16 protein-coding genes are annotated in these 23,350 nt (G+C 66.6%); 7 read left to right on the plus strand and 9 right to left on the minus strand.

Going from position 1 to position 23,350, the window contains the following annotated elements; translation table 11 throughout:
• Positions 1-45: 45 nt before the first annotated feature.
• The 6 genes from ACFU5V_RS38690 to ACFU5V_RS38715 form a co-directional block, all read right to left on the minus strand.
• Positions 46-954, minus strand: coding sequence for an alpha/beta hydrolase (locus ACFU5V_RS38690; RefSeq protein ID WP_378434624.1), 909 nt, complete (start codon positions 952-954; stop codon positions 46-48).
• A 47-nt stretch (positions 955-1,001) separates the two neighbouring features.
• Complete coding sequence (locus ACFU5V_RS38695; protein WP_378434622.1) at positions 1,002-1,412, minus strand: cupin domain-containing protein; 411 nt, start codon at positions 1,410-1,412, stop codon at positions 1,002-1,004.
• A 12-nt stretch (positions 1,413-1,424) separates the two neighbouring features.
• A complete protein-coding gene (locus ACFU5V_RS38700; protein ID WP_378706178.1) occupies positions 1,425-2,246 on the minus strand; it encodes a MoaF C-terminal domain-containing protein in 822 nt (273 codons plus the stop codon).
• Positions 2,247-2,309: 63 nt separating this feature from the next.
• Positions 2,310-3,572 carry a cytochrome P450 gene (locus ACFU5V_RS38705; RefSeq protein WP_378706180.1) on the minus strand — a complete coding sequence of 421 codons (1,263 nt, stop codon included), beginning with the start codon at positions 3,570-3,572 and terminating at the stop codon, positions 2,310-2,312.
• Positions 3,573-3,596: 24 nt separating this feature from the next.
• Positions 3,597-4,613 (minus strand): PDR/VanB family oxidoreductase, encoded by a 1,017-nt coding sequence (locus tag ACFU5V_RS38710; protein WP_378434617.1) that lies wholly within the window; start codon positions 4,611-4,613, stop codon positions 3,597-3,599.
• A 294-nt stretch (positions 4,614-4,907) separates the two neighbouring features.
• Positions 4,908-7,229: an ATP-binding protein gene (locus ACFU5V_RS38715; protein ID WP_378706182.1), complete on the minus strand. Its 2,322-nt coding sequence runs from the start codon at positions 7,227-7,229 to the stop codon at positions 4,908-4,910.
• Positions 7,230-7,507: 278 nt separating this feature from the next.
• Between ACFU5V_RS38715 and ACFU5V_RS38720 the strand changes: the two genes are divergently transcribed.
• The 7 genes from ACFU5V_RS38720 (at position 7,508) to ACFU5V_RS38750 (ending at position 15,403) form a co-directional block, all read left to right on the plus strand.
• Positions 7,508-8,419 (plus strand): AraC family transcriptional regulator, encoded by a 912-nt coding sequence (locus ACFU5V_RS38720; RefSeq protein WP_378434637.1) that lies wholly within the window; start codon positions 7,508-7,510, stop codon positions 8,417-8,419.
• 91 nt (positions 8,420-8,510) lie between these two features.
• Complete coding sequence (locus ACFU5V_RS38725) at positions 8,511-9,935, plus strand: PLP-dependent aminotransferase family protein (protein ID WP_378706222.1); 1,425 nt, start codon at positions 8,511-8,513, stop codon at positions 9,933-9,935.
• Between the two features lie 193 nt (positions 9,936-10,128).
• Positions 10,129-11,082 carry an NADP-dependent oxidoreductase gene (locus ACFU5V_RS38730; protein WP_378706184.1) on the plus strand — a complete coding sequence of 318 codons (954 nt, stop codon included), beginning with the start codon at positions 10,129-10,131 and terminating at the stop codon, positions 11,080-11,082.
• Positions 11,083-11,119: 37 nt separating this feature from the next.
• A complete protein-coding gene (locus ACFU5V_RS38735; protein ID WP_378706186.1) occupies positions 11,120-12,340 on the plus strand; it encodes an MFS transporter in 1,221 nt (406 codons plus the stop codon).
• Between the two features lie 129 nt (positions 12,341-12,469).
• Entirely contained in the window at positions 12,470-13,324 is an 855-nt protein-coding gene (locus ACFU5V_RS38740) for a tryptophan 2,3-dioxygenase (protein ID WP_378706187.1), read from the plus strand.
• Positions 13,321-14,556, plus strand: coding sequence for a kynureninase (locus ACFU5V_RS38745; RefSeq protein ID WP_378434608.1), 1,236 nt, complete (start codon positions 13,321-13,323; stop codon positions 14,554-14,556). The genes ACFU5V_RS38740 and ACFU5V_RS38745 overlap by 4 nt, the downstream gene beginning before the upstream one ends.
• Positions 14,540-15,403, plus strand: coding sequence for a PaaX family transcriptional regulator C-terminal domain-containing protein (locus ACFU5V_RS38750; RefSeq protein ID WP_378706189.1), 864 nt, complete (start codon positions 14,540-14,542; stop codon positions 15,401-15,403). The genes ACFU5V_RS38745 and ACFU5V_RS38750 overlap by 17 nt, the downstream gene beginning before the upstream one ends.
• 4 nt (positions 15,404-15,407) lie before the next feature.
• Here the strand turns inward: ACFU5V_RS38750 and ACFU5V_RS38755 are convergent, their stop codons facing one another.
• From ACFU5V_RS38755 to ACFU5V_RS38765, 3 genes are read right to left on the minus strand one after another with little or no spacing between them, the layout of a single operon-like run.
• A complete protein-coding gene (locus tag ACFU5V_RS38755; RefSeq protein ID WP_378434604.1) occupies positions 15,408-15,857 on the minus strand; it encodes a flavodoxin domain-containing protein in 450 nt (149 codons plus the stop codon).
• Between the two features lie 34 nt (positions 15,858-15,891).
• Positions 15,892-17,661: a sulfite reductase subunit alpha gene (locus ACFU5V_RS38760; protein WP_378434602.1), complete on the minus strand. Its 1,770-nt coding sequence runs from the start codon at positions 17,659-17,661 to the stop codon at positions 15,892-15,894.
• A complete protein-coding gene (locus ACFU5V_RS38765; RefSeq protein WP_378706191.1) occupies positions 17,658-23,150 on the minus strand; it encodes a glutamate synthase-related protein in 5,493 nt (1,830 codons plus the stop codon). The genes ACFU5V_RS38760 and ACFU5V_RS38765 overlap by 4 nt, the downstream gene beginning before the upstream one ends.
• Between the last annotated feature and the right edge of the window lie 200 nt (positions 23,151-23,350).

Raw genomic sequence — 23,350 nt, forward strand, 5'->3', positions numbered from 1 at the left:
TGTTCCTCTTGGGTAGGTTGTCGAACGGTTGTAGGACAGAACGTTTCAGTCGATCGCCCGGTTGACGTGAGCGACGATCACCTCGTACATCCGCCGTGTTATCTCGGTCTCGTCGGTCATGATGTCGTAACCGTGGTCGACACCACGCACCTCGACGTATTCGGCGAGCGCGCCGACCGCCTCGAGCTTGTCCGCGTATCGCTTGGCTTCATTGCGCAGTCGGTCGAACTCCGCGGTGATGACCAATGCCGGTGCGATACCTGCGATGCCGTTGGCGTTGTCTCCCCATGCCGGCGAGACGAACCGGTGGCTACGCTGCGCGCGATCGGGCGTGTAGGCGGTGTCGAACACCTCACACAACCAGGGCTGCAGGACGGCTTTCGAGCCCAGCGGTGACGGCTTGTGGGAGGGAGGCGTCACGATGTCGAGCGGCGGGTAGTGCAGAATCTGCAACGAGATGGCGGGGCCGTCGTTTTCCAGCGACATCCGCGATACGGCTGCTGACAGATTGCCTCCTGCGCTCTGGCCGCCGACGCACAACCGCGTGCCGTCCCAGTCACGCTCCGGTGCTGATGCCCACTGGACTACGTCGTAGAACTGTTCGGCGGGCGTGGGAAACCGCTTGTGCGGCGCCAACGCGTAATCCGTGTTGAGCACATAGACATTGGCATGGGCGGCCAGGAAGCGGCACCATGCGTCGTCCTGTTCTCGGTGTCCCACCACGAATCCGCCGCCGTGAGCATTCACATAAACCCCGGGGTTGCCTGTCGGCGACTGCGGGGGATAGATGGTCGCAGTGACCGGACCGTGGCGCGTCTCTATGCTGACGTCAGTTGTGCGAATGGTGATTTCAGGGAACCGGGGTTCGCCGGCGGGGTGGATCGCAGAGTTGATCTTGGCGGCGAACCGGCGGGCAATGATGTCGGCCACCGCCCGTCGCGACAGTATTGACATGAATCCTCATTTCGTTTCGAGTGCGCGACGTGGGGTCGCAGCCGCGCTCAGCCCTGGTGCTGACGTGCGCTGGGGTGGCGCAGATGATCGCGGGCGATGATCTCTTCCGGTTCGAGCATGGTGATCATGTCCACGTCGGGAGCGCAGATGCACACGGCGACAAACCGGCTCCAGGCCTCTGGATCGGGATTGGAGACCTGGTAGTGCACGACGTCACCGCCAGGTTCCCAGAATGCCTCGCCCGCAGCAATCAGCCTGGGTTCTTCGCCTTCCAACTCGAAGAAGATGCTGCCCTCCAGTACGTAACCGAACACCGGTCCGGAGTGGCGATGCGGCGCGAGTCCGGGGTCGGCCGGTGGGAGTTCGACGAGTTGTGTCATCGCGTGCGAACCCTCGGGAATGGCGGGCGGGGTGGCGCAGAGCAGGTCGGTGACCTTGACGTTTCCTTTAGCCAACATGGGCGTGTCCTTTCAGGAGTGGGTGTTTCGTACGGTGTGACTGAGTAGCTCGCCTACTGCGCCGAAGGTGAAGTGCGTCGGCAATTCACCTGTCGCGTCCAGCCCGAAGAGGGCTCCGTACGATCGCAGAGACGTGATGTCGCGGTGATCGGCAATGGTGACCGACGCGCAGGGGGTCACCTTTTCCCGCGAGGCAAAGACGTAGATTCCAGGGCGTAGTTGATAGGTCGTGCACTCTTCGGTGTCCGCAAGACCGGCCGCGGGCCCGGCCAGGCAGTGCCACGTATACGAGTGCGGTCCGAGGTAGACGTGCTCGTAGCTGTGCTCGTCGCTGTAGGTCCACAGCACTCGCCGACCCAGGAGTGCGGTCGTGGGTGCCGGCTCCGGTCCGCGCGTCTCCAGTCCCTCGATGCGGCCCTGCAGGAAGGTGTGCTGCACCCGGGTCCGGCCTCCGGCCGGATCTCCGATCGTGCTCACGATGGCCAGGCTGCGTCCGTGGTCGAAGTCGAGGACGAGGCTGACTGCTGTATTCGGCACGTCGTCACGGTGATGGAATTGTGTGTACACCAACCCTTCTGCGACGTCGAAGGCCTCGTAGTCGTCCCTTCCGGAGATGACTGGGTGCGGGTCGCCGGGCCCGGGCTCGTAGCTCCATTCGACGGTGGCCGTGCCGAAACGATGCGACACCCGGCTGCCATGGGAGTTGGTGAACACGATGTCGCGGCCGGCCACACTGCTCGACCTGACGGCTTTGTTGCCGTCGAATCCTGGCGCGAGCCCGTCCAGTGGCGGCCAGGTCCTGGTATCGGAGAAGTCGATGGAGTTGGTGGTCATGCGTGCTTTCTCCGTTCGTAGCGTTCGGGAGTGCTCGAGAGCGCTCGGCGCGCGAGGCGCCGCTCAGGTGAGGGTCGGGTTCTTCTCGACGTCCCAACTGACGTGCAGCGACTCCGGGCCCCGAAACGAGGTGTTCGGAACGTAGTGGAACTCCTGGTGGTCGAGAGTCATGTGGGGCAGGCGTCGTGTCAGCTCCTCCAGATAGATGACCATCTCCAGCCGGGCGAGATGGTTACCCAGGCACATGTGCGTGCCAGCGCCGAATGCGATGTGTGCCTTGGCGTCTCGGTCGATGTCGAATCGTTCGGGATCGTCGAAGACGGAGCCGTCCTGGTTCGCCGACGCGATCACCATGAGGATTTTGCCTCCCGCGGGAATCGTCACGTCGCCGACCTGCACGTCTTGCTTCGCGACTCGGCGCCAGGCGGCCACCGAGGGGTTGAGTCGCAAGCACTCCTCGACCGCCGCGGGGATCAGAGATGGGTCCGCACACAGGCGATCCCACTGGTCGCGGTTCCTCAACAGAGTGACGACCGCGTTCGCGGTGGCATTGGTCGTGGTCTCGTGGGCCGCCATCGCGCCGCCCATGACGTTCGTCTGCAGCCACGTGTCGGAGATGACGTCCGGGTGCTCGCGCTGCATCGTGATCGCGTGGCCCAACCACCCCGGTGGATCGTCGAGTTCCTTGAGCTTCCCGATGACGCGCTCACCCATCTCCCAGAACTGGCCCAATCCGTCGGCGGCACGGATCTGCTCCTCGGGAGTAGGCCGTCCCCACACGAATTCGGTCATGGACGTGGCCAGTTTGCGTACGGTGTCGACGTCCTCCTCGGGAATCCCCAAGAACTGCAGAGCGACCAAACAGGGTATGTCCCAGAGCATATCGGCGACGAGATCGGCATGACCCCGATCGACGAATCGATCGATGTAGGCGTTCGTCGTGTCCCGAATGTAGGGAGTAAGAGAGTCGATCCGGTCTGGCATGAATGCCGGAGCGTTCAGCCGGCGGTACTGCCGATGCATGGGCGGGTCGGAATCCGCGAGGACGGGGCAGGGTGCGAAGTTGTACTTGCCGAGCTGCGCGCCCGCCTCCTCGGAGGGAGGGGTGACTGGCGTCAGGGTGATGGCCGCAGAGAACTGATTGAATTGGCTGAAGACCGATTTCACGTCTTCGTGCCGCGTGACGACCCAGTAGTCCGAGTCGTCGTTGTAGAACACCGGCTGGCTCTCGCGAGCCCACGCCAGCGAGGCTCCCGGATTCTCCTGATATTCGCGGTCGAAGAACGAGAATGTGGCGGCGGTATGGGCGACCGGGCATCCAGTCATTGTTTTCCTCTCTTCGGTGGGCTGTCAGAGGTCGAGTGTTATCTTTGGACACGCGGCCCTACTGATGCAGATCATCAAGGTGCTGTTTTCTTCCTGCTCTGCAGGGCTGAGAACTGAATCACGATGGTCGGCCAGGCCCGACACGATATTTGTTTCGCAGGTCCCGCACGTTCCCTCGGAGCAGGAGAATGGTGCGGGTATGCCGGCGGACCGTGCGACGTCGAGAATTGATTGATCCGATCCGACCGAGACGGTGATTCCGCTCCGCACGAATTCGACTTCGAATTCATCGAGGACGGGCGCGTCCGTCGGAGTCTTCGGAGTGAACCGCTCCAGGTGAATATTGCCGATATTGTCGAGTTCGGCGCCCATCGCCTCCACAGCACACAGCAGACTCTCCGGTCCGCACACGTATACCGCGGTATCGGGAGTGACACCCGCAAGGATGCGAGCGAGATCGATGCGCCCGTGGATGTCTGCCGGAACCAAGGTCACGCGGTCGCGGTGAGCCTGTTTCAGGTCGTCTGCGAACGCCATGTTGCGTCGACTACGGCCTCCATAGATCAAGGACCATTCGGCTCCCGCGCGATCGACTGACGTGATCATCGGGAGGAACGGGGTGATTCCGATTCCTCCGGCAATGAACAGATACCGGGGTGCGTCGACGAGGTGAAAGTTGTTGCGAGGCCCACGGACGGTGATACTTTCGCCTTCGCGCAATTCGTGATGAAGGCGTGTGGATCCGCCTCGGCCGTCCGGTTGATACAGGACGCTCACCTGCCACGAACGACGGTCGCTGGGTTCCCCGCACAGGGAGTACTGCCGCACCATGTCCGGTCCGAGTACGACGTCGATGTGTGAACCCGGCGTCCAGTCGGGGAGGTCTCGACCGTCGGCGCGGACCAGGGTCAATTGGGTGACGGTGTCGGTGATCGGCGTCTTGGCCTTGATCTCCATCGCGAGGTCCTCGCGTGCCTGATTCTCGGTGTCCGCTCGCCGAGGCTGCTGGCTGGAGTGTCGGGCCTCGAACTGCGATGCCATGGGGACTCCTTCGAATTTCGGCCGGATGCCCCGGCGTGGACTGTGTTGCACCGAGCCACGTCGGCGACGCGTTGGACTCGCGCGTGGTCGATTGACCCGCTGTGATCGGCCGCGCTGTGGGGCTACTTGCATGGGATGGGTCACAACGTGTGGCCCGTCGTAATCTGCCGCACCGTGCGATTACGCACATGGGGCAGATCACGGTAGGGGGTACGGAAGTTGCGGAAGTGCGTACCGGGTGCGTTCAGTGGCGAACGCGGCGAAACGGTTCTGACCTGCGAGTTCGTTGTCCGCTCAGCGGGACTGTCCGACGTACCACGAGGCGATCTGGCTGCGTGAGACGAACCCGAGGCGCGTCATGATGTTCTCGATGTGGCTCTCCACGGTGCGCACGGAGATCACCAGAGCCGTCGCGATCTGTGGGCTGGTCAGCCCCTTCGCTATCAAGGCTGCGATCTCTTGCTGCCGACTGGTGAGCGCGGGTGGTTCATCCCCGGGAATCGAACCGGCGACCTGTTCCGCCAATGCATAGGCGATGATTCCCGTCGGGGACCGCTTCGAGCCGGCCTGTAGAGCTGCCGACAGCGCCCGGGGTGCCATGGCCTGCTCGAGCAGACCGCGGCAGGCGGAGTGATAGCCCGTGAGTTTCGGCCCGAATGCCACCAATTCCGTTCCGGTGCGTCGCCACAGGATTCGAGAGGCCCCGATGAGTTGTGCCGCGTGCTCGAACTGACCGGTTGATCCCGCTATCCAGGCCAGAAGCTCGGTCATCAGGGCGGTGCCCAGGGACGGATCGAAGACGCGGTGATCACGAAGCGCGTCGAGCGCGGTCGCGTGTGCCGCGGTGAAGTCGCCTTGCAGCCAGTGGTCGAGGCCTTGGCTCCACTTCAGGTACGAGCGCGCCCATCGTTCACCGCGCTGTCGGCACACGGCCAGCGCCGACGTGCTGACGGCCGATGCCTCCGCGCTGCGACCGTCGAGCGAAAGTACGACGGCGTACTCGAACGACGCCATCAGCCATTCGGCGGTCTCGCCGACGTCGGCCAACTCTCGCAGCGCGACCTCGAGATAGCTCTCGGCCTCGGCAAGGTCGCCGCGAAGCTGTGCGGCGAGTCCCCGCAGGCCGAGGCAGTGGGCCGCCGCATCAGCAAGGTGAAGTTGCGTCGCCGCTGCTTCGCATTCGTCGAGGCGCAGTGCGGCCGCCTCGTGGTCGCCTTGGAGAAGGCACACCCTGGCAGCGACCCAGAGCGCTTTTGCCCGGGCCGGCGTGGGTGTCCGGTCACCCGCGGGTGCGTCGAGCGCTTCGTCCGCCCACCTGCGACCCTCGGCAATGTATCCATCGGCGTACCAGCGGTATCGCAGTCCGCCGATCAACTCGAGTTGATAGTTGTCGCCCGGGGCGGCGGTGTCCAGCGCGGCTCGGAGATTTTCCCGCTCGACGCGCATCCACTTGGCCGAGGCGGCTTGGCCGGGCCCGCACCAGGAACGTTCCAGGCCTGTGACCACGTCGAGAAAGTACTGACGGTGGCGGCTGCGGAATCTCTCGGAGTCTCCTGTCAGCGCGAGTATCTCTGCGCCGTACGCCCGGATGGTTTCCAGCATCCGGAAGCGCATCGTCGATTCTTGGTCCTCGACTCCGAGGACGGACTGATTAACCAGGGAATTCAGGAGATCGAGCGTGGTTGTCTTCGGGTGGCCGCCTTCGGCGTATCCGTCGCCGCACACGCCTTCGGCCGACGTCAGGTCGAAACTGCCTGCGAAAACGGAGAGGCGCGCCCACAGATGACGTTCCGGTTCCGTGCAGAGTGCAAAACTCCAATCGACGAGCGATCGGAGGGTCTGTTGGCGCGGTGCGGCCGATCGACTTCCCATTGTGAGCAACCCGAATCGGTCCGGCAGTCGTTCCAGGATCTGGTCGAGCGAAAGAATGCGCATTCGGGCGACCGCGAGCTCGATTGCGAGCGGAATTCCCTCCAGCTGAATACACAAACGCGCCGCTGCGGCAGCATTGTGCTCGTCGAGGACGAAGCCGGGGGAGGCGGCCTCTGCACGTTCCTGGAGTAGTCGGATCGACTCGAATTGCGGCAGGGATTCAACGGTGACCGGCGCAGCGTCCTCGGGAACGGTGAGTGGAGGCACTGGATAAATGAATTCTTCGGTCACCATCAGTGACGTGCGGGTAGTGACAAGAACTCGCGTCGACGGCGCATATCGCAGAATTTCGCTGACCAGTGCGACCGACCCGGGGAGTACGTGTTCGCAATTGTCGAGGATGAGCAGTATCTCGCGATCGCGAAGATATTCGATCAGCTTCGCTGTGGCGTCACGATTCGACTGATCGACAATTCCCAGTGTGTGAATGACTGCAGCCGGAACGTCGCCTCCGTCCGAGACGGACGCCAATTCGACGAAATACACCCCGTCTTCGACAAGGTGGTTCATCTCGTCGGCGACTTGCAACGCCAATCGGGTCTTGCCGACTCCGCCCGGCCCGATCAAGCTCACCAGCCGTCCGCTCGCCAGGCGGTCGCGGATCTCCTTGCGCTGCTGACGCCGACCGACGAAGCTGGTCGCGGTAGACGGAACGTTGCCGCTGCGAGTTCTCGCCTTCGACACGACACCTCCACATTGCGGCAGACGCAGTCAGAGTATCGCAACCCCGGGCGGAGTGACGTCGGAATGCCGAAACTTTGTTCGAAGACGGCGTCGCCCGTGCCCCGCCGGGCGGGGGTCCGCGTCGCACCGTCCTGTCCGCGCTCCCTTCTGGTTCTCCACCGCGTGTGATAGAAGAGAGGCACGGACACGTCGCGTGGCGATCCGTTAACCAGAGGTCGATTACATTGCGCGAGAGCTTTTCCGGCACCCAGTCAGGCGGCGAGCACCCCGGGGGTGGCATACGGCACCCCGATTGGGATGCGGCATCCCATGCCGTATCCGACGCCTATTTTCCGCATGAGCTCATGCCCCTGGTCGCTTCCGGCCCTGCCACGTCGCCCGGGGTGTCGGCCCTGCACCTCGGCCCGCTGCACATTGTCCGAATCAATTGGGGCGCCGATGTTGCCGTTCACAGTGAGCATCCGGGCGCCGTCGGCATCAACATCCCGCTTCACGGCGAACTCGAGACCCGGATCAGGGGGCGGCTCGTCGTGTCCACCCCGGGCTTCGCCACGGTCAACCCCGCTGACACGCCGGCCGATATCACGCGGTGGCCCGGTGCCTGCACGATTCTCGGCGTCAAGATCGATCGGGACTTCGTCCAACGCGAGTTGTGGCGCGTGACAGGCCGCGCCGATGCCGTGATCCCCGATCAGATCGATTTGAGCAGGCCCGCTGCTGCCAGCTGGTTTCGACTGCTGAGCAGCATTGTCGATCAACCCGTCGATGACGCGCTGCTGGCCAATCCGCATGTGGCACAGGGACTGGCGGCATCGCTCACCGATGGTTTCCTGCTCGCTGCCGTCCCGGACGAGACCGGCGATCGCCACGCTGTCCGACCACGGATCGTCACTCGCGTGATCGATGCCATCAACGCCGAGCCCGACCGGCTGTGGACCGCAGCGGACATGGCCGACGTAGCCGGTGTCAGCGTACGGCGTCTGCAGGAGGGCTTTCGCATCTACCTCGGCAAGACTCCCCGTGAATGCCTGACCGAGATCCGCCTTGCCGGCGTCCGATCCGAACTCGCCTCGGGCTCGGCCCGTTCGGTGACCGACGTTGCGCTGAAATGGGGGTTCACTCATTTCGGCCGGTTCGCCGCCGCGTTTCGGCAGCGCTACGGTGTGCCACCCTCGTCGTTGTTGCATTGACTCGTCATCCGCGGCGAGATGCCCGCACCGGCGTAAGCTCCTGGTCAGGTCTTCCCGTCAACTGGAGGATGTGCTGAGCGCCGACGAAGGGGTGTCCGCCGACACCACGGACACCGATTCACCACCGGCCCCGAGGGCCGGGTTGGATCTGCACCTCGAGCGGCCCGCCGGCCGGGTCCGCGACAGCGTGATGGACGCTCTGCGTGACGCCATCCGTTCGGGCCGGCTGCCCCCGGGCACTCGGCTGCCGTCGAGTCGCGCGTTCGCCGCGGACCTGGGCATCGCGCGGAACACGGTAGCGCGGGCGTACTCGGAACTCGTAGAGGAAGGTTGGCTGACGTCACAACACGGCTCCGGCACGACGGTGTCCCGCCGTGCCGCGGGGGCCGTGCGGGCCGAGGGGTTTCGCGTGCGGAGGCTGCCGGCGCGCCGCCCGGATCACGATCTGCGACCGGGCCAGCCCGACCTGTCGTCGTTCCCGCGCGGGCAGTGGAGCCGCGCCGTCAAGCAGGCGCTCCACACAGTCTCGTCCGAGGCATTCGGTTACGCGGACCCGTACGGCCGTCCCGAACTGCGCCTGGCGCTTACCGAGTACCTCGCGCGGGCCCGCGGCGTCGTCTGCAGGCCCGACAACATCATCGTCTGCTGCGGTGCCGCCGAGGGGCTGACGCTGTTGGCCCGCGCGCTGGCCGGTGCCGGAGTTGCCTCCCTGGCGGTCGAGTCCTACGGGTTGCCGACGCACCGCGAAGCACTGCGCACCGCAGGGTTGCACTGTCCACCGCTGGCCGTCGACGCCGGTGGCGCCGACGTCGCCGCGCTCGACGGCATGCAGGAGGTGGGCGGCGTGCTGCTCACCCCGTCACACCAGTTCCCGACCGGCGTACCGCTGCGCTCCGACCGGCGCGCGGCCGTCGTCGACTGGGCACGCAGAACCGGCGGTGTGATCATCGAGGACGACTACGACGGGGAATTCCGCTATGACCGGAGCCCCGTCGGCGCGCTTCAGGGTGTCGACCCGGAACGGGTGGTGTACATGGGCACCACGAGCAAGTCCCTTGCCCCGGGCCTTCGGCTCGGCTGGCTGGTCCTTCCGGACCGGCTCGTCGAGACGGTGGCCCGCCAGAAGGGCGAGACCGAGACCACCTGCGGCTTCGTCGACCAGCTGGCGATGGCCGAGTTCATCCGAACAGGAGATTACGACAAGCACATTCGCGCGATGCGCGCGCAGTACCGCCGCCGGCGGGAGCAACTGGTCGACGCGGTCGGCCGGTCGTCGCCTGCCAATCGCGTGACCGGTCTGCCTGCGGGCCTGCACGTGCTGCTGCACCTGGCCGACGGCAACGAGAGCGCCGCCGCGCAAGAACGGGCGTGGCGGAATCTCGCTGTCGAAGGCCTCGCGCTCTACCGCCATCCCGAAATCGACGTCGACCGCGACGGTCTGGTCGTCGGCTTCGCCGCGCCTGCGCAGAGCGCATGGCCTGCCGCCGTGGAGGCATTGGTTCGGCAACTCCCGTGAGTGGACCCCGAATTCGGTGTGCAAGTGGCCCATGCGGCGGCTCGCTGCCGTACTAGCCTCAGAGCATGCTGAATACAGCAAACGTCGAGGTCACCGACCTGCTCTGCGCCACCCCAACGCACGTCAGCACCAGGCCTGAGCGCCGCCGCGACTCCACGTCGCGCAATCGAAACGAAACGAAGTGAGGTTCTTGATGCAAGCGGTCATCGCATCCGACCACAAATCCGGTGTCAGTGGACTGTCGGTGGCGGAAGTTCCGTACCCCCATGCGGCAGAGAACGACGTCATCGTCCGCGTACACGCCGCGAGCTTCACACCCGGCGAGCTCGACTGGCCCGGCACCTGGTCCGACCGTGCGGGGCGCGACCGGGCACCATCCATTCCCGGACATGAAGTCTCCGGAGTCGTCGCTGAATTAGGTTATGGCACGACCGGTCTGACAATCGGTCAGCGCGTGTTCGGGGTCGCCGACTGGACCCGCAACGGTACACTCGCAGAGTACGTCGCGGTCGAGGCCCGAAACCTGGCGCCGCTGTCTGGCGGAGTCGATCACACCGTGGCCGCCGCCCTGCCGATCTCCGGGCTCACCGCGTGGCAAGCGCTGTTCGATCACGGGCGACTCGCCGCGGGTCAGACCGTACTGATCCATGGTGCGGCCGGCGCGGTCGGTTCGATGGCAGTGCAACTGGCGCTCGAGGCGGGCGCCCGGGTCATCGGCACCGGTCGTGCTCGGCACGGTGACACGGTTCTCGGTCTCGGCGCCCACGCTTTCGTGGATCTGGATCGGCACAGGCTCGAAGATCTCGACGAGGTCGACGTGGTACTCGATGTCATAGGCGGCGAAACACTCGACCGTTCAGCGAAACTGGTGCGTCCCGGTGGTGTCCTCGTCACCATCGCGGAACCTCCTCGGGTGATGCCCGAGCAGGGCCGGGCGACATTCTTCGTCGTCGAATCCGATCGTGAGTGCCTGGTCCGCCTCGAGCGCCGGGTCCGTGACGGTCGTCTGCGGCCACCGGCAACACGCGTGCTGCCTCTCTCCGAAGCTGTCGCTGCCTTCGATTCCCAGCACGGTGCGGGCAAGCCGGTCATCCAGATAGCAGCACATGATCCGGGGCGCATCGGAGCATGGGCAGAAGGACATTGACGGCTATCCGCCTTCCCCTTTCACGAAGGAACATTCGATGCCCCAGTTGCTCGACGGTCGACGCGTCGCATCCGACAACACCGACCCCAACTCCACGGGACGAGTAGCCGTCATCGTCCTGTTTTCGGCCGTTGTCGCCATGCTCCTTCTCATGGCACCTGCCGCGGCAAGCCAACTGCAACTGCAGCTCGCATTGAGTCCGTCGCAGACGGGTGATCTGTTCGCTGCCGAGCTCGGTGCGATGAGTATCGCGTCGATTCCCGCGCTGTGGTGGATGAAGAAGTACAACCTCCGCACGACGTCCACGATCTTCGGGACGATCTTCATCATCGGCAATATCGGCTCGGCCTACATCGGCGACTATGGGACTCTTGTTGCGGTTCGATTCCTGACCTCCCTTGCGGGCGGATCGCTGATGGTCCTGTGCATGTCACTCGCAGCCCAGACCAGGGACCGCAACCGTGTCTACGGCCTGTGGCTCATGGGACAACTCTGCTTCGGTGCGATCGGACTGGCCGTACTCCCGAAGTTCTTCGACACCTTCGGGATCGGCATCGCATACTGGGTTCTCGCCATTCTCATGATGGTCGTCCTCCCTCTCGTCCGCTTTCTGCCGCAACACCACACCTTCGCGGGCCGCGCCGGCGACGAAGACTCGGTGGCCGCACCGAACTACGCTCTCCGTGCGACCCTGGGCCTGATTGCGCTGCTTGCCTTCTACGTCAGCCTCAGCGGCATCTGGACCTTCCTCGGTGGCATCGCGGGCGCGTCGATGATCGGCAACGAAACCTCGAGCGTGATCCTGTCGATCGCCACCGTGCTCGGCATCGCAGGATCGGTCGGGGCCACCGTTCTGGGTGCACGCCCGAGCACCCGAATCAATCTCCTCGTGGGCTACCTCGCGATGACCCTGTCGGTCGCTCTGCTGGCGGGAGTACCCGGGGTTCTCCGATTCACCTTGGCCGCGTTGCTCTTCAAGTTCACCTGGACTTTCATCCTTCCCTACCTCATGGCCACCCTCTCCGGGTTGGATCGGTCCGGGCAGCTGGTGAACCTGGCGAACCTCGCGATCGGCGGCGGATTCGCACTCGGCCCGCTGATGGGTGGACGCCTCGTCGAAAGCGCTGGGGGGTACGGCACGCTCATCGCGGTCAGCGTCGCAGGACTGGTCCTGTCCCTGGTACTGATCCTCGTCGCTCAACCCCAGCGCGCCGCCGTCCCGAACTCCGCGGTCGCGGTATCCCAGACGGCCGAGTAGCCCGCACTCGGGTCGAGGCTCCTCTCGCTCAGTGCCGCGAGGCGTGTATTCGACGATCGTAGCGGCCGCCACGATTGTGTAATATGGAGGGTGGAGCCCGGTACTCGAACACCAGCAGTAAGGACGGCCATGGGCGTGCAGGCCAATACCAGAGCGATCGAGAAAGAGATCGTCACCGATTTCAGCGAGCGGATGAGTTACGGCTCGTACCTGGACCTCGACACCCTGCTGAGCGCGCAGAAACCGGTGAGCAGGCCCGAGCATCACGACGAACTGCTGTTCATCATCCAGCACCAGACCACCGAACTCTGGCTGAAGCTCGTCCTACACGAAACCCTCGCGGCCCGGGACGCTTTCGATGCGGACGACATCGGCAGGGCGCTCAAGTGCGTGGCGCGCGTCAAGCACATCCAGAAGACGCTGACCGAGCAGTGGTCGGTGCTGGCCACGCTGACGCCGACCGAGTACTCCGAGTTCCGGCAGTTCCTCGGCAATTCGTCCGGGTTCCAGTCCTATCAGTATCGCGCCGTCGAGTTCGTGCTCGGCAACAAGAACGCCGGAATGCTGACGGTGTTCGAGGCCGATCCCGCCGCCCACGAACTACTCGACCGGCTGCTCCGCGAGCCGAGTCTGTACGACGCGTTCTGGCAGTGCCTGTCGCGGCTGGGGTACGACGTGCCGGCATCCGCGCTGCACCGCGACGTGACCGCCGCCTACAGCTCGAACGACGACCTGATGCCGCTGATCAAGTTCGTGTACGAGAATTCCGAGGAGCACTGGGCCGTCTACGAGGCGTTCGAGGAGTTCGTCGACCTCGAGGAGAACTTTCAGCTGTGGCGCTTCCGTCACATGCGCACGGTGCTGCGGACCATCGGGATGAAGTCCGGAACGGGAGGATCCAGCGGTGTCGGGTTCCTGCAGAAGGCCCTCGAACTGACGTTCTTCCCGGAGCTGCTGGCCGTGCGCACCGAGATCGGACGATGATGACCGCGTCGACGGAGGTGCTGGCAGCCCGGGCCGCGGAACTCGACGCCGCGGACCCGCTGCGCGCGTACCGCAACCTGTTCATCGGCGCCGACGACCCCTCGGTGCCCGCCTACCTCGACGGGAACTCGCTGGGCAGGCCCACCAAGGCGAGCGCCGAGCGGATCACCGCGTTCGTCACCCGGTCGTGGGGCGGCCGGCTGATCCGCGGGTGGGACGAGGAGTGGTACGAACTGCCGATCACGATCGGTGACACCCTCGCGCGGGTGTCGCTGGGCGCGGCCGCCGGGCAGACCACCATCGGCGACTCGACGACGGTCCTGCTGTACAAACTCGCGCGCGGTGCGCTCGCGTTGCGGCCGGGTCGCACCGAGATCGTCGTGGACCGCGACAACTTTCCGACGGACCGGTACGTGCTCGAGTCCATTGCCGGGGAACTCGGGCTCACGCTCCGGTGGATCGAATCGGACACCCGGGGTGGCGTCACCGTCGACGACCTGCAGTCGGTGGTGTCCGAACACACCGCGCTCGTCGTTCTCAGCCACGTCGCGTACCGCTCCGGTTACCTGGTGGACGCGGCCGGGGCCGCCCGGGTGGTGCACGAGGCGGGCGCGCTCCTGCTGCTCGACCTGTGCCACTCCGTCGGCTCGGTTCCCCTCGAACTCGACGCGTGGGGGGTCGACCTCGCGGTCGGGTGCACGTACAAGTACTTGAACGGCGGACCCGGCTCACCGGCGTTCGCGTACGTCCGGGCCGACCACCAGCAGGACTTCGTGCAGCCGATCTGGGGCTGGATGGGGCGCGACGACCCGTTCGCGATGGCGCAGGGTTACGAGCCGGCGCCCGGCATCCGGCGCGTGATCAGCGGAACGCCGTCGGTACTCGGCATGATCGCACTGCAGGACACCCTGGACCTCCTGGGTGAGGTCGGGATGGACGCCGTGCGGGCCAAGTCGATCGCCCTGACCGAGTACGCACTCGACCTCGTGCGCGAGGTGCTGATTCCGCTGGGCGTGGAAATCGGATCGCCGGCGGATTCCGCCGAGCGGGGTGGTCACGTCATCATCGACCACCCACGGTTCGAGGCCGTCGTTCAGCGACTGTGGACGAAGGGCGTCATCCCCGATTTCCGTGCCCCGCAGGGGTTGCGTCTCGGCCTGAGCCCACTGAGCACGAGCTTCGGCGAGGTGTGCGCCGGAATATTCGCGATCCGTGATGAACTCGCCGACTGAACCGGCGAGCGCGATCCTCGACGACTTCGATTCGCGACCGGGCAGTGCCACGTCCCTGATCCGAACCGTGCTCGGCGCGTACGTGCGTGACGTCGGCGGGTGGGTGGCGATCGCCGATTTCGTAGAAGTGATGCAGGCGGTCGGTATCCCACCCGAATCGACGCGGATCGCGGTCGCCCGCCTGAAAAAGAAGGGGGTGCTCCGACCGCGCGCCCGCGACGGCCGCAGCGGGTACGAGGTGACCGAGCAGGCCGAGGCGATGTTCACCCGCGGCGATCCGCGGATCTTCGGTTTCCGTCAGATGTCGGACACCGATCCGTGGCGGCTGATCTCGTTCACCATCCCCGAATCGCAACGGGCGGCGCGGCACCAGTTGCGTCGACGGCTCGGCTGGATCGGGTGCGGGACCGTGTCACCGGGACTGTGGATCGCCCCCGAATACCTCGCCCGCGAGGTCGGGGACATCGTCGACGCGCTGGGCCTGTCCCAGTACGTGACCACGTTCGTGTCGACGTCGGTGTTCGTCCCCGATTCGATGGGGGACGCGGCCGCCCGGTGGTGGGATCTGGGCGGCATCGCCTCGCGGCACCGCGACTTCCTGGACCACCACCGCGTCGCTCTGTCCGCCGCGGGGGAGGTGTCGCCGCGCGAGGCGTTCGTGCGTTTCGTGCCGCTGCTCGACGAATGGCGCATCATCCCGTACATCGACCCGGGCCTGCCGGAAGGGATGCTGCCTGCGGATTGGCCCGGCGCCGACAGCGTTCACCTGTTCGCGGAGGCTCGGGACCGCTACCTCGCCGGGAGCCGCGACTGGGTGCGCAGTGTGCAGGCGCGGCTCCCGGTGTGAGGCGCTATCCCAGGAATTCCTCGCCGATGTTCTTGGCCCATTCCTCGGCCTGATCCTTCGGGCGGATGGAGCTGGAGCCGTCGTGCCGACCGTGTTCGCCGACCTGGACCGCGCCGAGGGAGATCAGCTTCTCGGCGATGATCTCGCCACCGCGGTTGTACGTCTCCTCGTACACCTTGTCGCCGAGGCCGAACAGCGCGAACTGCATGCCGGTGAGGTCGGGTTCGTCCTCCTCGAGGCCCTCGAAGAAGGGTTCCGCGCCGGTGGGCAGCTCGCCCTCACCGTACGTGGAGCACACGATGACGTGGAAGTTCTCGGGGTCGAGATCGCCCGCATCGAATTCCATCATGTCGTACAGGGACGTGTCGCCGTAGTCGCCGAGCACGTCGGCGATGTTGTCGGCCACCAGTTCGGAGGTCCCGCCCTCGCTGCCGTACAGAATCACCACTGCCATTGTTCTTGCTCCTCGTGAGTTGCTGCCGACGTGGTCAGTACACGTCGCGCAGGTAGCGCTTTTCCTTCTTGAGCGTGGTCACGTAGTCGGCGGCCTGCTCGGTGGAAAGACTGCCATGAGCGGCGATGACGTCGTGCAGTGCCCGGTCGACGTCCTTCGCCATGCGGGTGGCGTCGCCGCACACGTAGAAGTGGCCGCCGTCCTCGAGCCAGGCGAACAACTCGGCGCCGTTCTCGATCATCCGGTTCTGCACGTAGATCTTCTCCGCCTGGTCGCGGGAGAAGGCGAGGTCGAGGCGGGTGAGCAGACCGCTGTCGCTCATCGCGGCGATCTCCTCCTCGTAGATGTAGTCCGACGCGCGGTGCTGGTCGCCGAAGAACAGCCAGTTGCGTCCCGACGCGCCCCGCGCCTGCCGCTCCTGCAGGAACGCGCGGAACGGCGCGATGCCGGTGCCGGGGCCGACCATGATCATCGGCGCGTCGTCGTTCGCGGGCACGCGGAACGACTTGTTCTTCGACACGAAGATCCCGCCGTTGCCGCCGTCGGCGATCCGATCGGCGAGGAAGGTGGAGCACACGCCGCCGCGGTCGCGTCCGGCCGAGCTGTGGCGGACGCTGGCGACGGTCAGGTGCACGCTGCCCGGGTTGGCCAACGGGCTGGAGGAGATGGAGTACGCGCGGTGCTGCAACGGCTTCAGCAGCCCGACGAACTCGTCCGCCGTCAGCGTCACCGACGGTTCGAGGAGCAGCAGGTCGAGCACGTCCTTGCCCCACAACCACGCGTCGAGAGCTTCCTTGTCGCCGTGCCGCAGCACGTGACTCAGCTCCTCGTCGCCCGCCCGCTTCTCGATCTCGTCGATGAATTCGTGGCTCGGCGTAGAGATCTCGTACCCGTGCAGCAGCAGGTCGCGCAGCGGCCGCTCCTTGCCGGTGACGGCGGCGTCCGCGGGGATGCCCAGCCGGGCGACGAGGGCGTCGACGAGGGCGGGATCGTTGATCGGCATCACACCGAGCGCGTCACCGGCCTCGTATTCGAGACCGCTGTCGGCGAGCGCGAACTCGTAGTGGCGGATCTCCTTCGCGGATTCCTCGCTCGACAGCCGCCGGTTCACGGACAGCGTGGAACTGTAGGGGTTCTTGCGGTTCCACTGCGACCGTGTGCGGGCCGGCTTCGTCACCGGCTCGGCGACGTCGGCGACGGCGGACTCGCCGCGAATGCCCTCGACGGCCGCGAACAGCGGCAGCGTGTCGGCGACCCACGCGGCGGCGGCGTCCTCGTAGTCGACGTCGCAGTCGACGCGCGGCGTCACGCGGTGGGCCCCGAGCTGCTCGAGCCGGGTGTCGATCATCTTGCCCGCCTGGCAGTACCCGTCGTACCCGGTGTCGCCGAGTGCGAGCACCGCGAAGTCGGTGGTCTCGAGCCGCGGTGCGGTCTCCGCGGCCAGCGCCTGCCAGAACAGTTCGGCGTTGTCGGGCATCTCGCCCTCACCGTAGGTGGAGGTGACGACGAGGACGCGCTGCATCGCGGCGAGTGCGTCCGTGTCGACGTCGTCGAGGGCGCTCACGACGGGTGCGAAGCCGTGCGAACGTGCCGCGGCCGCAGCATCTTCCGCGACACCCTCGGCGTTCCCGGTCTGGCTGCCGTACAGCACGTGCATGGCGGGCAGCTGCCCACCGGCCGCCGCGGCGGGCGCGTCGGAGCCGCCGGCGACCAGACGCGAACTCATTCCGGCGAGGAAGCCGGTGAGCCAGACGCGCTGGTCCTCGCTGAACGGGGCGTCCTGGGGGATGTAGGGCAATTTCATGAGGGCACCACGTCTCTCGTGGGGATCAGATCGGGGAGGGCGTGCTGCGCGAACAGCTCCTCGAAACCGGGCAGCCGGCCGATCTTGTCGACGTTCTTCGCATCCTGGTGCAGGATCCAGCCGTACGTGCCGGGGGCGTCGATGGACCGGACGTTGCGGCGGCGCAGCGCATCCTTGTAGTCGGCGAGTCGCTTGGCCGCCACCATCACGGCCAGATCTTCGTCGCTGTAGTCCTTCAACGCTTCCCGTGCGTACCGCTGCAACCGCTGCATGAGGAAGAAGTCTTCGGTGAGCAACAGGTTGCGGACGGCCTTGTCGACGGCCGGGTCGGACGGATCCGTGACACCGGGCAGCTTGGACAGCGCCATCTCCTGCGCCGCGTTCAGCACGGTGTAGTTATTCAGCAGTGCGAACATCGCCTCGGTGTCGGCCTCGGCGTAGCCGGGCACGGCGCCGTCCAGCACGGCGTGACCGTCCCGGTAGTCCAGCTTGAACTTGCGCACCTGGTGCCCGACCAGTGCGGCGGCGAGTTCGTCGGCCAGGTCCTTGCGGGGCTTGGCCTTCAGGATCTCGTCGCTGTCCTGGTACTGCAGCAGCGCGCGCGGCATGCCGTACACGAAGTGGTGCTGCTCGGTCTCCCAGTTCGCCAGCAGCCACGCCGCCTTGGCGGAGCCGGTGGCCTCGAGGTGCCACCCGAGCAGCACGTGCACGGCCTGACGGTGCAGTGCGGCGTGCTCGTCGTCGCCGGTGATCGAGCCGAGCAGGATCGAGTCGGCGCTGGCCTTGCCGGGCAACTCGTTCTCGGGGTCGTACTGGTAGACGAAGCCACCGCTCATGCCGTTGCCGACGCCCTTGCCGAAGCCGCCGAGGTTGAGGACGGCGCCGTTGGTCATGTACTCGCAGGCGAAGTCGCCGACACCCTCGACCACCGCGGTGGCACCCGAATTGCGCACGGCGAAGCGGTCACCCGCCTGGCCCTCGACGAACGTGCGGCCACCGGTGGCGCCGAACAGCGCGAAGTTTCCGATCAGCACGTTGCCGCCGTGGCGATCCGAGCCGCCACCGGGGGAGCGGACGACGATGCTGCCGCCGTTCGCGCCCTTGCCGACGCCGTCGTTGGCGGTGCCGGTGTGGACCAGGGCCATGCCGTCGTTGCAGAACGCGCCGTACGACAGGCCCGCGGACCCGGACGTCGCGATCCGGACGCTGCCGTCGCGCAGGTAGCCGCGGCCGCGTTCGTCGCGGAGCACCGCGGGCAGCGCGACCTCGGTGAGCTCGTGATTGAGCATCCGCTCGATGTCGACCGCCAGCTGGGCGCCGACGCTCTTGTTGCGGTTGCTCAGGTGCACGCCGTCGCCGAGTTCGACCGTGGCCTCGCCCTGCTCGATCAGCGCGGCACGCAGCTGCACGAGCCAGCCGTCGTCGAGCGTGTAGTCCTTCTCCAGGTACACCGGATCGCCGATGGTGACCTCGTCGACCACGGCGAGCATCGCGCGCAGGTCGAGCTGGCCGACGCTGGACGGGTGGTCCAGCAGCTGCAGCAGATCCGAGCGTCCCCGGGCCTCGCGCAGCGAGGACATGCCCAGCTCCGCCAACACCTCACGGGTCTCGTGCGCGATGTTGAGCAGGTACTGCGCCATCGCCCGCGGGTCGCCGTCGAACAGTTCGGGGTTGGTGGTCAGGCCTGCGGGGCACTTGATGTTGCAGTTCTTGGCCATGACGCACTTGAGCATCATCAGGGCGGTGGTGCCGAACTCGAAGCTGTCGGCGCCGAGTAGCGCCGACTTCACGACGTCGCTCGCCGTCTGGTGCGCGCCGGAGCACCGGAGCAGCACCTTCTGCCGCAAACCGTTGGCGCACAACGCCTGATGGACCTCGGCGACGCCGATCTCCGCCGAACGTCCCGCGTACTTGAGGCTCGTCACCGCGGCGGCGCCGGTGCCGCCGGTGTTGCCGGCCACGTTGATGACGTCGGCGCCGGCCTTCGCGACACCCACCGCGATGGTGCCGATGCCCTCCGAGGACACGAGCTTGACGATGACGCGGACCCGCGCCGCCTTGCAGTCGTGGATCAGCTGCGCGAGGTCCTCGATGGAGTACGTGTCGTGATGCGGTGGGGGAGAGACGAGTTCGACGCCGGGAGTGCCGCCGCGCGCGGCCGCGATCTCGACCGTGACCTTGGGTGCGGGCAGCTGCCCGCCCTCGCCGGGCTTGGCGCCCTGCGCGATCTTGATCTCGAGTTCCTCGAGCATCGGGTCGGCGAGGTAGCCGGCCCACACACCGAAGCGGCCGGACGCGAACTGCTTGATCCGCGAGCCGCGGATGGTGCCGTAGCGGGAGATGTGCTCGCCGCCCTCGCCGCTGTTCGACATGCCGCCGACCATGTTGGTGCCGTGCGCGACGGCCTCGTGCGCGTTGGAGTTCAGCGCGCCGTGGCTCATGGCGCCGGACGTGAGGAACGGGGTGATGTCGCTGGCCTTCTGCACCCGGTCGATCGGCAGGCTCGCCGGAGCGGTGCGCAGCAGCGACAGACATCGCAGCGCCTCACCGGACGTGCGCACCACGAGGGCGTCGCCGTCGACACGGTGCTCGCGGAGGTCGTCGCCGAAGCGCATCACCAGCGATTCGCCGAGCGCCGCGAGCACGGAGGCCTCGCCCGCGTGCGGTCCGGTGAGCCGGAGCCGAAACCCGTCGTCGCCGACGGCCTCGGAGGCGAGTCCGCGCACCGCGAAGCTGTTGTTGCCCTTGCGGGAGAAGCGGCCCATTTGCTTGCGGAACTCCGCCGCCGTGGTGAGGAACGTGACGTCGGCGGGCAGATCCAGCACGTCGCGGAGCGCGGCGGGGCGACGGGTGCGCTCGTCGGCCATCGTCCGCGCGAACGCACGGTAGCCGGGGGTGATCTCGAAGCGGTCGATCGCCTCGGGTGTCAGCGTCTGGAAACCGGCGTTGCGGTATGCGTCGTCGTCGAGACCGAACGCGTCCTCGAGCCGGTTCAGCGGCAGCAGTCGCAGCGACTCCGTGTGGTCCTGCGTGCCCGCCGTGTCGAACGCGATGGGTTCCTCGGTGAGGTCGACGAAGCCGCGCACGGCCGCCGTGCCGTACGAGTGGCCTGCGCCCTCCGCGCGCTCCTTGAACAGGCCGAGCAGCGGGACGTCCTTCTCCCCGGTGACCGTCAGCGCGCGCTGGTGCCAGTCGGCGACGGCTTGCGCGATGACGGCGAACCCGACACCGCCGACCGGCGTCTTCACGTTCGCGAAGTAGCGGCGCAGCACCCGATCGTCGGTGTCGAGGTAGTTGGGTTCGAAGAACTCGCCGCCGATGTAGCTCTCGGCGGTGCACAGGCCGACCCGGCCCATCGTCTTCATCAGCGACTTCTCGGCGGCCTTCGCGAACCGCTTGAACGCCTGGTCGGCGTCGTCGGCGAACTTCTCCTCGGCGCGCAGACGGACGGCGAGCGGGTAGATCGCGGCCGCGCCGAATCCGAGGGCGGCGGCGACGTGATGCGAGGACGAGATCTGACCGCTCTCGGCGACGACGGAGACCCGCAGGCGCAGGCCCTCCTCGATCAGCCGCTGGTTGACCGCGGAGATCGCCACGATCATCGGCAGCGCGGCGCGGTCGGTGGCCACGTGTCGGTCGGTGAGGATCGCGATGCCGCCCTGCTCGCGGGCGAACGCCTCGACGTCGTCGCAGAGCCCGTCGACCGCGGCCTCGAGCGCCGCCGCATTGGCGGTGGAGTCACCGTGCACCGGGGTGTACAGCATGGGGAACCGCTGCACCGGCGTCTCGGACTGCTTGCGGATCCGCAGCATGTCCATGTGGGTGAGGATCGGCGAGGGCACCACGATCTGCGGGGCCGACTGCGCGCCACTGTTCGGCTTGGCGCCCAGCGCGACGCGCAGTGTCATGCCGTCGGCCTCACGGATGCTGTCCAGCGACGGGTTGGTCACCTGCGCGAAACGCTGCGAGAAGTACTTCGCGACACCACCCTCCTGATCGGAGAGGGCGTTGATGGCGTTGCCGTAGCCCATCGCGGAGATCTTCTCCTGACCCGACGCGAGCATCGGGTCCATCATGAACTTGAAGCTTTCCTGGTTGTGCGAGTACGCGACGTACCGCTGGGTGCGCTCCAGGTCGCCGTTGTAGCGCAACGGACCCGGCTCGGCTTCGACCTCGGGCAGCGCCTCGATGGTCCGGCGCGCTTCCGCGACGAGCGTCGGGTAGTCGCTGCGGGCGGCGAGCAGTTCGAGCGCCTCGTCGGTGGAGTACGAGCGGCCCACGCGGTGGTCGAAGTACAGCATGCCGCCGGCCTCGATGCGCCCGCGGTGCAGCACGGTGGCGGGGTCGAAGTCGATCTGCCCGGCCTCCGACGTGACGCACAGGTACTCGTCCGTCTCCACTGAACGCAGCGGACGCAGACCGAGCCGGTCGAGCCGGGCGCCGACGACGGTGCCGTCGCCGAAGATCAACGCGGCCGGACCGTCGTTCTTCTCCTCGTACAGCGAGAAGAACTCGAGCATCGCCCGCACCTCGGGCGACAGCGTGGAATCGTTCTCCCACGCCGGCGGCATCATCGACACGACGGCGGTCACCAGGTCGAGACCGTCCTCCACGACGCGGCTCTGCAGCGTCTGGTCGAGGCGGCAACTGTCCGACTGACCGTGCGGGCGGACGATCTCCCGGTTGCGGGCACGGGCCAGCGCCGTCTCGGACAGGCGGTTCTTCTTGTCGGTGTTGAGCTCACCGTTGTGCGCCATCAGACGGAACGGCTGCGCCATCGTCGGATGCGGGTCGGTGTTGGTGGAGAACCGGGTGTGGAAGTACAGGGTGTGGATGGCGTGGGCCGGATCGACGAGGTCCTGGAAGTAGGGCATCACCTCGTTCGAGTTGAGGCGGCCCTTGAGCACCTGCGTGCGCGCGCTGAGCGACAGCGGGTACAGCCCGGCCAGATCCGGCTGGGTGTACGCGACGGCCTCGATCGCGAGCAGGGCGTCGTGGATGCGGCGGTCGAACTCGGCCTCGTCGGCGCACGCGTCGGGTGCGGTGAACACCCACTGCCGGATCGGCAGCTGGTGCCGGATCGCGGCGGGCCGGAGCACGGTGGCGTCGACGGGCACGTCGCGCTCGAGCAGCACCCGGAACCCCTGCTCGGCGAGAGCCCGCTCGATGACGGCCTCCGCGTCGCCGTGGAACGCGACGTCGGTGGGGAGGAAGAAGTTGCCCACCCCGAAGCGGCCCGCCTCGAGGTCACCGTCACCGGTGAGGGCCCGGAAGAACGGCACCGACAGGTCGACGCACACGCCGGCGCCGTCGCCGACACCCTCGGCGGACATGCCACCGCGGTGAGGAACGGCACACAGGGCCTCGTGGCCGCGGAGGAGGACGTCGTGGGTCTGAATGCCGTCCTTGCGGGTAATGAAGCCCACGCCGCAGCTGCTCTTGTCGAGTGTCCTGTCGTACAGGCCGGACTCGGTGGCACTCGTGTTCAACCGACTGTCTCCTCGCGATACTCGCCGAATAGGGGTCCGTGCTGGGCGCACGGGTGGCGTCGGCGAGAGGATCACGGCAGAGAACCGGCCCCGTACCGATGCGCCGGTGAGGCAGACGTCGTTGTCTGAAATGCGGACTTTGGCATGTCCACGCGAAACCGCAGATTAGCCGAGGCTAAGTCCGATCTGCAAGCTGCTCG

Origin of the sequence: Rhodococcus sp. NPDC057529, from assembly GCF_042802055.1 — a bacterium.
Lineage (GTDB): Bacteria > Actinomycetota > Actinomycetes > Mycobacteriales > Mycobacteriaceae > Rhodococcus_F.

What these genes read in the sequence shown, in the direction of transcription:
- ACFU5V_RS38745 (WP_378434608.1), top strand. Translation starts at nt 13,321, where the DNA reads ATGATGACCGCGTCGACGGAGGTGCTGGCAGCCCGGGCCGCGGAACTC.
- ACFU5V_RS38705 (WP_378706180.1), bottom strand. Translation starts at nt 3,572, where the DNA reads ATGACTGGATGCCCGGTCGCCCATACCGCCGCCACATTCTCGTTCTTC.
- ACFU5V_RS38690 (WP_378434624.1), bottom strand. Translation starts at nt 954, where the DNA reads ATGTCAATACTGTCGCGACGGGCGGTGGCCGACATCATTGCCCGCCGG.
- ACFU5V_RS38695 (WP_378434622.1), bottom strand. Translation starts at nt 1,412, where the DNA reads ATGTTGGCTAAAGGAAACGTCAAGGTCACCGACCTGCTCTGCGCCACC.
- ACFU5V_RS38730 (WP_378706184.1), top strand. Translation starts at nt 10,129, where the DNA reads ATGCAAGCGGTCATCGCATCCGACCACAAATCCGGTGTCAGTGGACTG.
- ACFU5V_RS38735 (WP_378706186.1), top strand. Translation starts at nt 11,120, where the DNA reads ATGCCCCAGTTGCTCGACGGTCGACGCGTCGCATCCGACAACACCGAC.
- ACFU5V_RS38740 (WP_378706187.1), top strand. Translation starts at nt 12,470, where the DNA reads ATGGGCGTGCAGGCCAATACCAGAGCGATCGAGAAAGAGATCGTCACC.
- ACFU5V_RS38710 (WP_378434617.1), bottom strand. Translation starts at nt 4,613, where the DNA reads ATGGCATCGCAGTTCGAGGCCCGACACTCCAGCCAGCAGCCTCGGCGA.
- ACFU5V_RS38760 (WP_378434602.1), bottom strand. Translation starts at nt 17,661, where the DNA reads ATGAAATTGCCCTACATCCCCCAGGACGCCCCGTTCAGCGAGGACCAG.
- ACFU5V_RS38755 (WP_378434604.1), bottom strand. Translation starts at nt 15,857, where the DNA reads ATGGCAGTGGTGATTCTGTACGGCAGCGAGGGCGGGACCTCCGAACTG.
- ACFU5V_RS38700 (WP_378706178.1), bottom strand. Translation starts at nt 2,246, where the DNA reads ATGACCACCAACTCCATCGACTTCTCCGATACCAGGACCTGGCCGCCA.
- ACFU5V_RS38750 (WP_378706189.1), top strand. Translation starts at nt 14,540, where the DNA reads ATGAACTCGCCGACTGAACCGGCGAGCGCGATCCTCGACGACTTCGAT.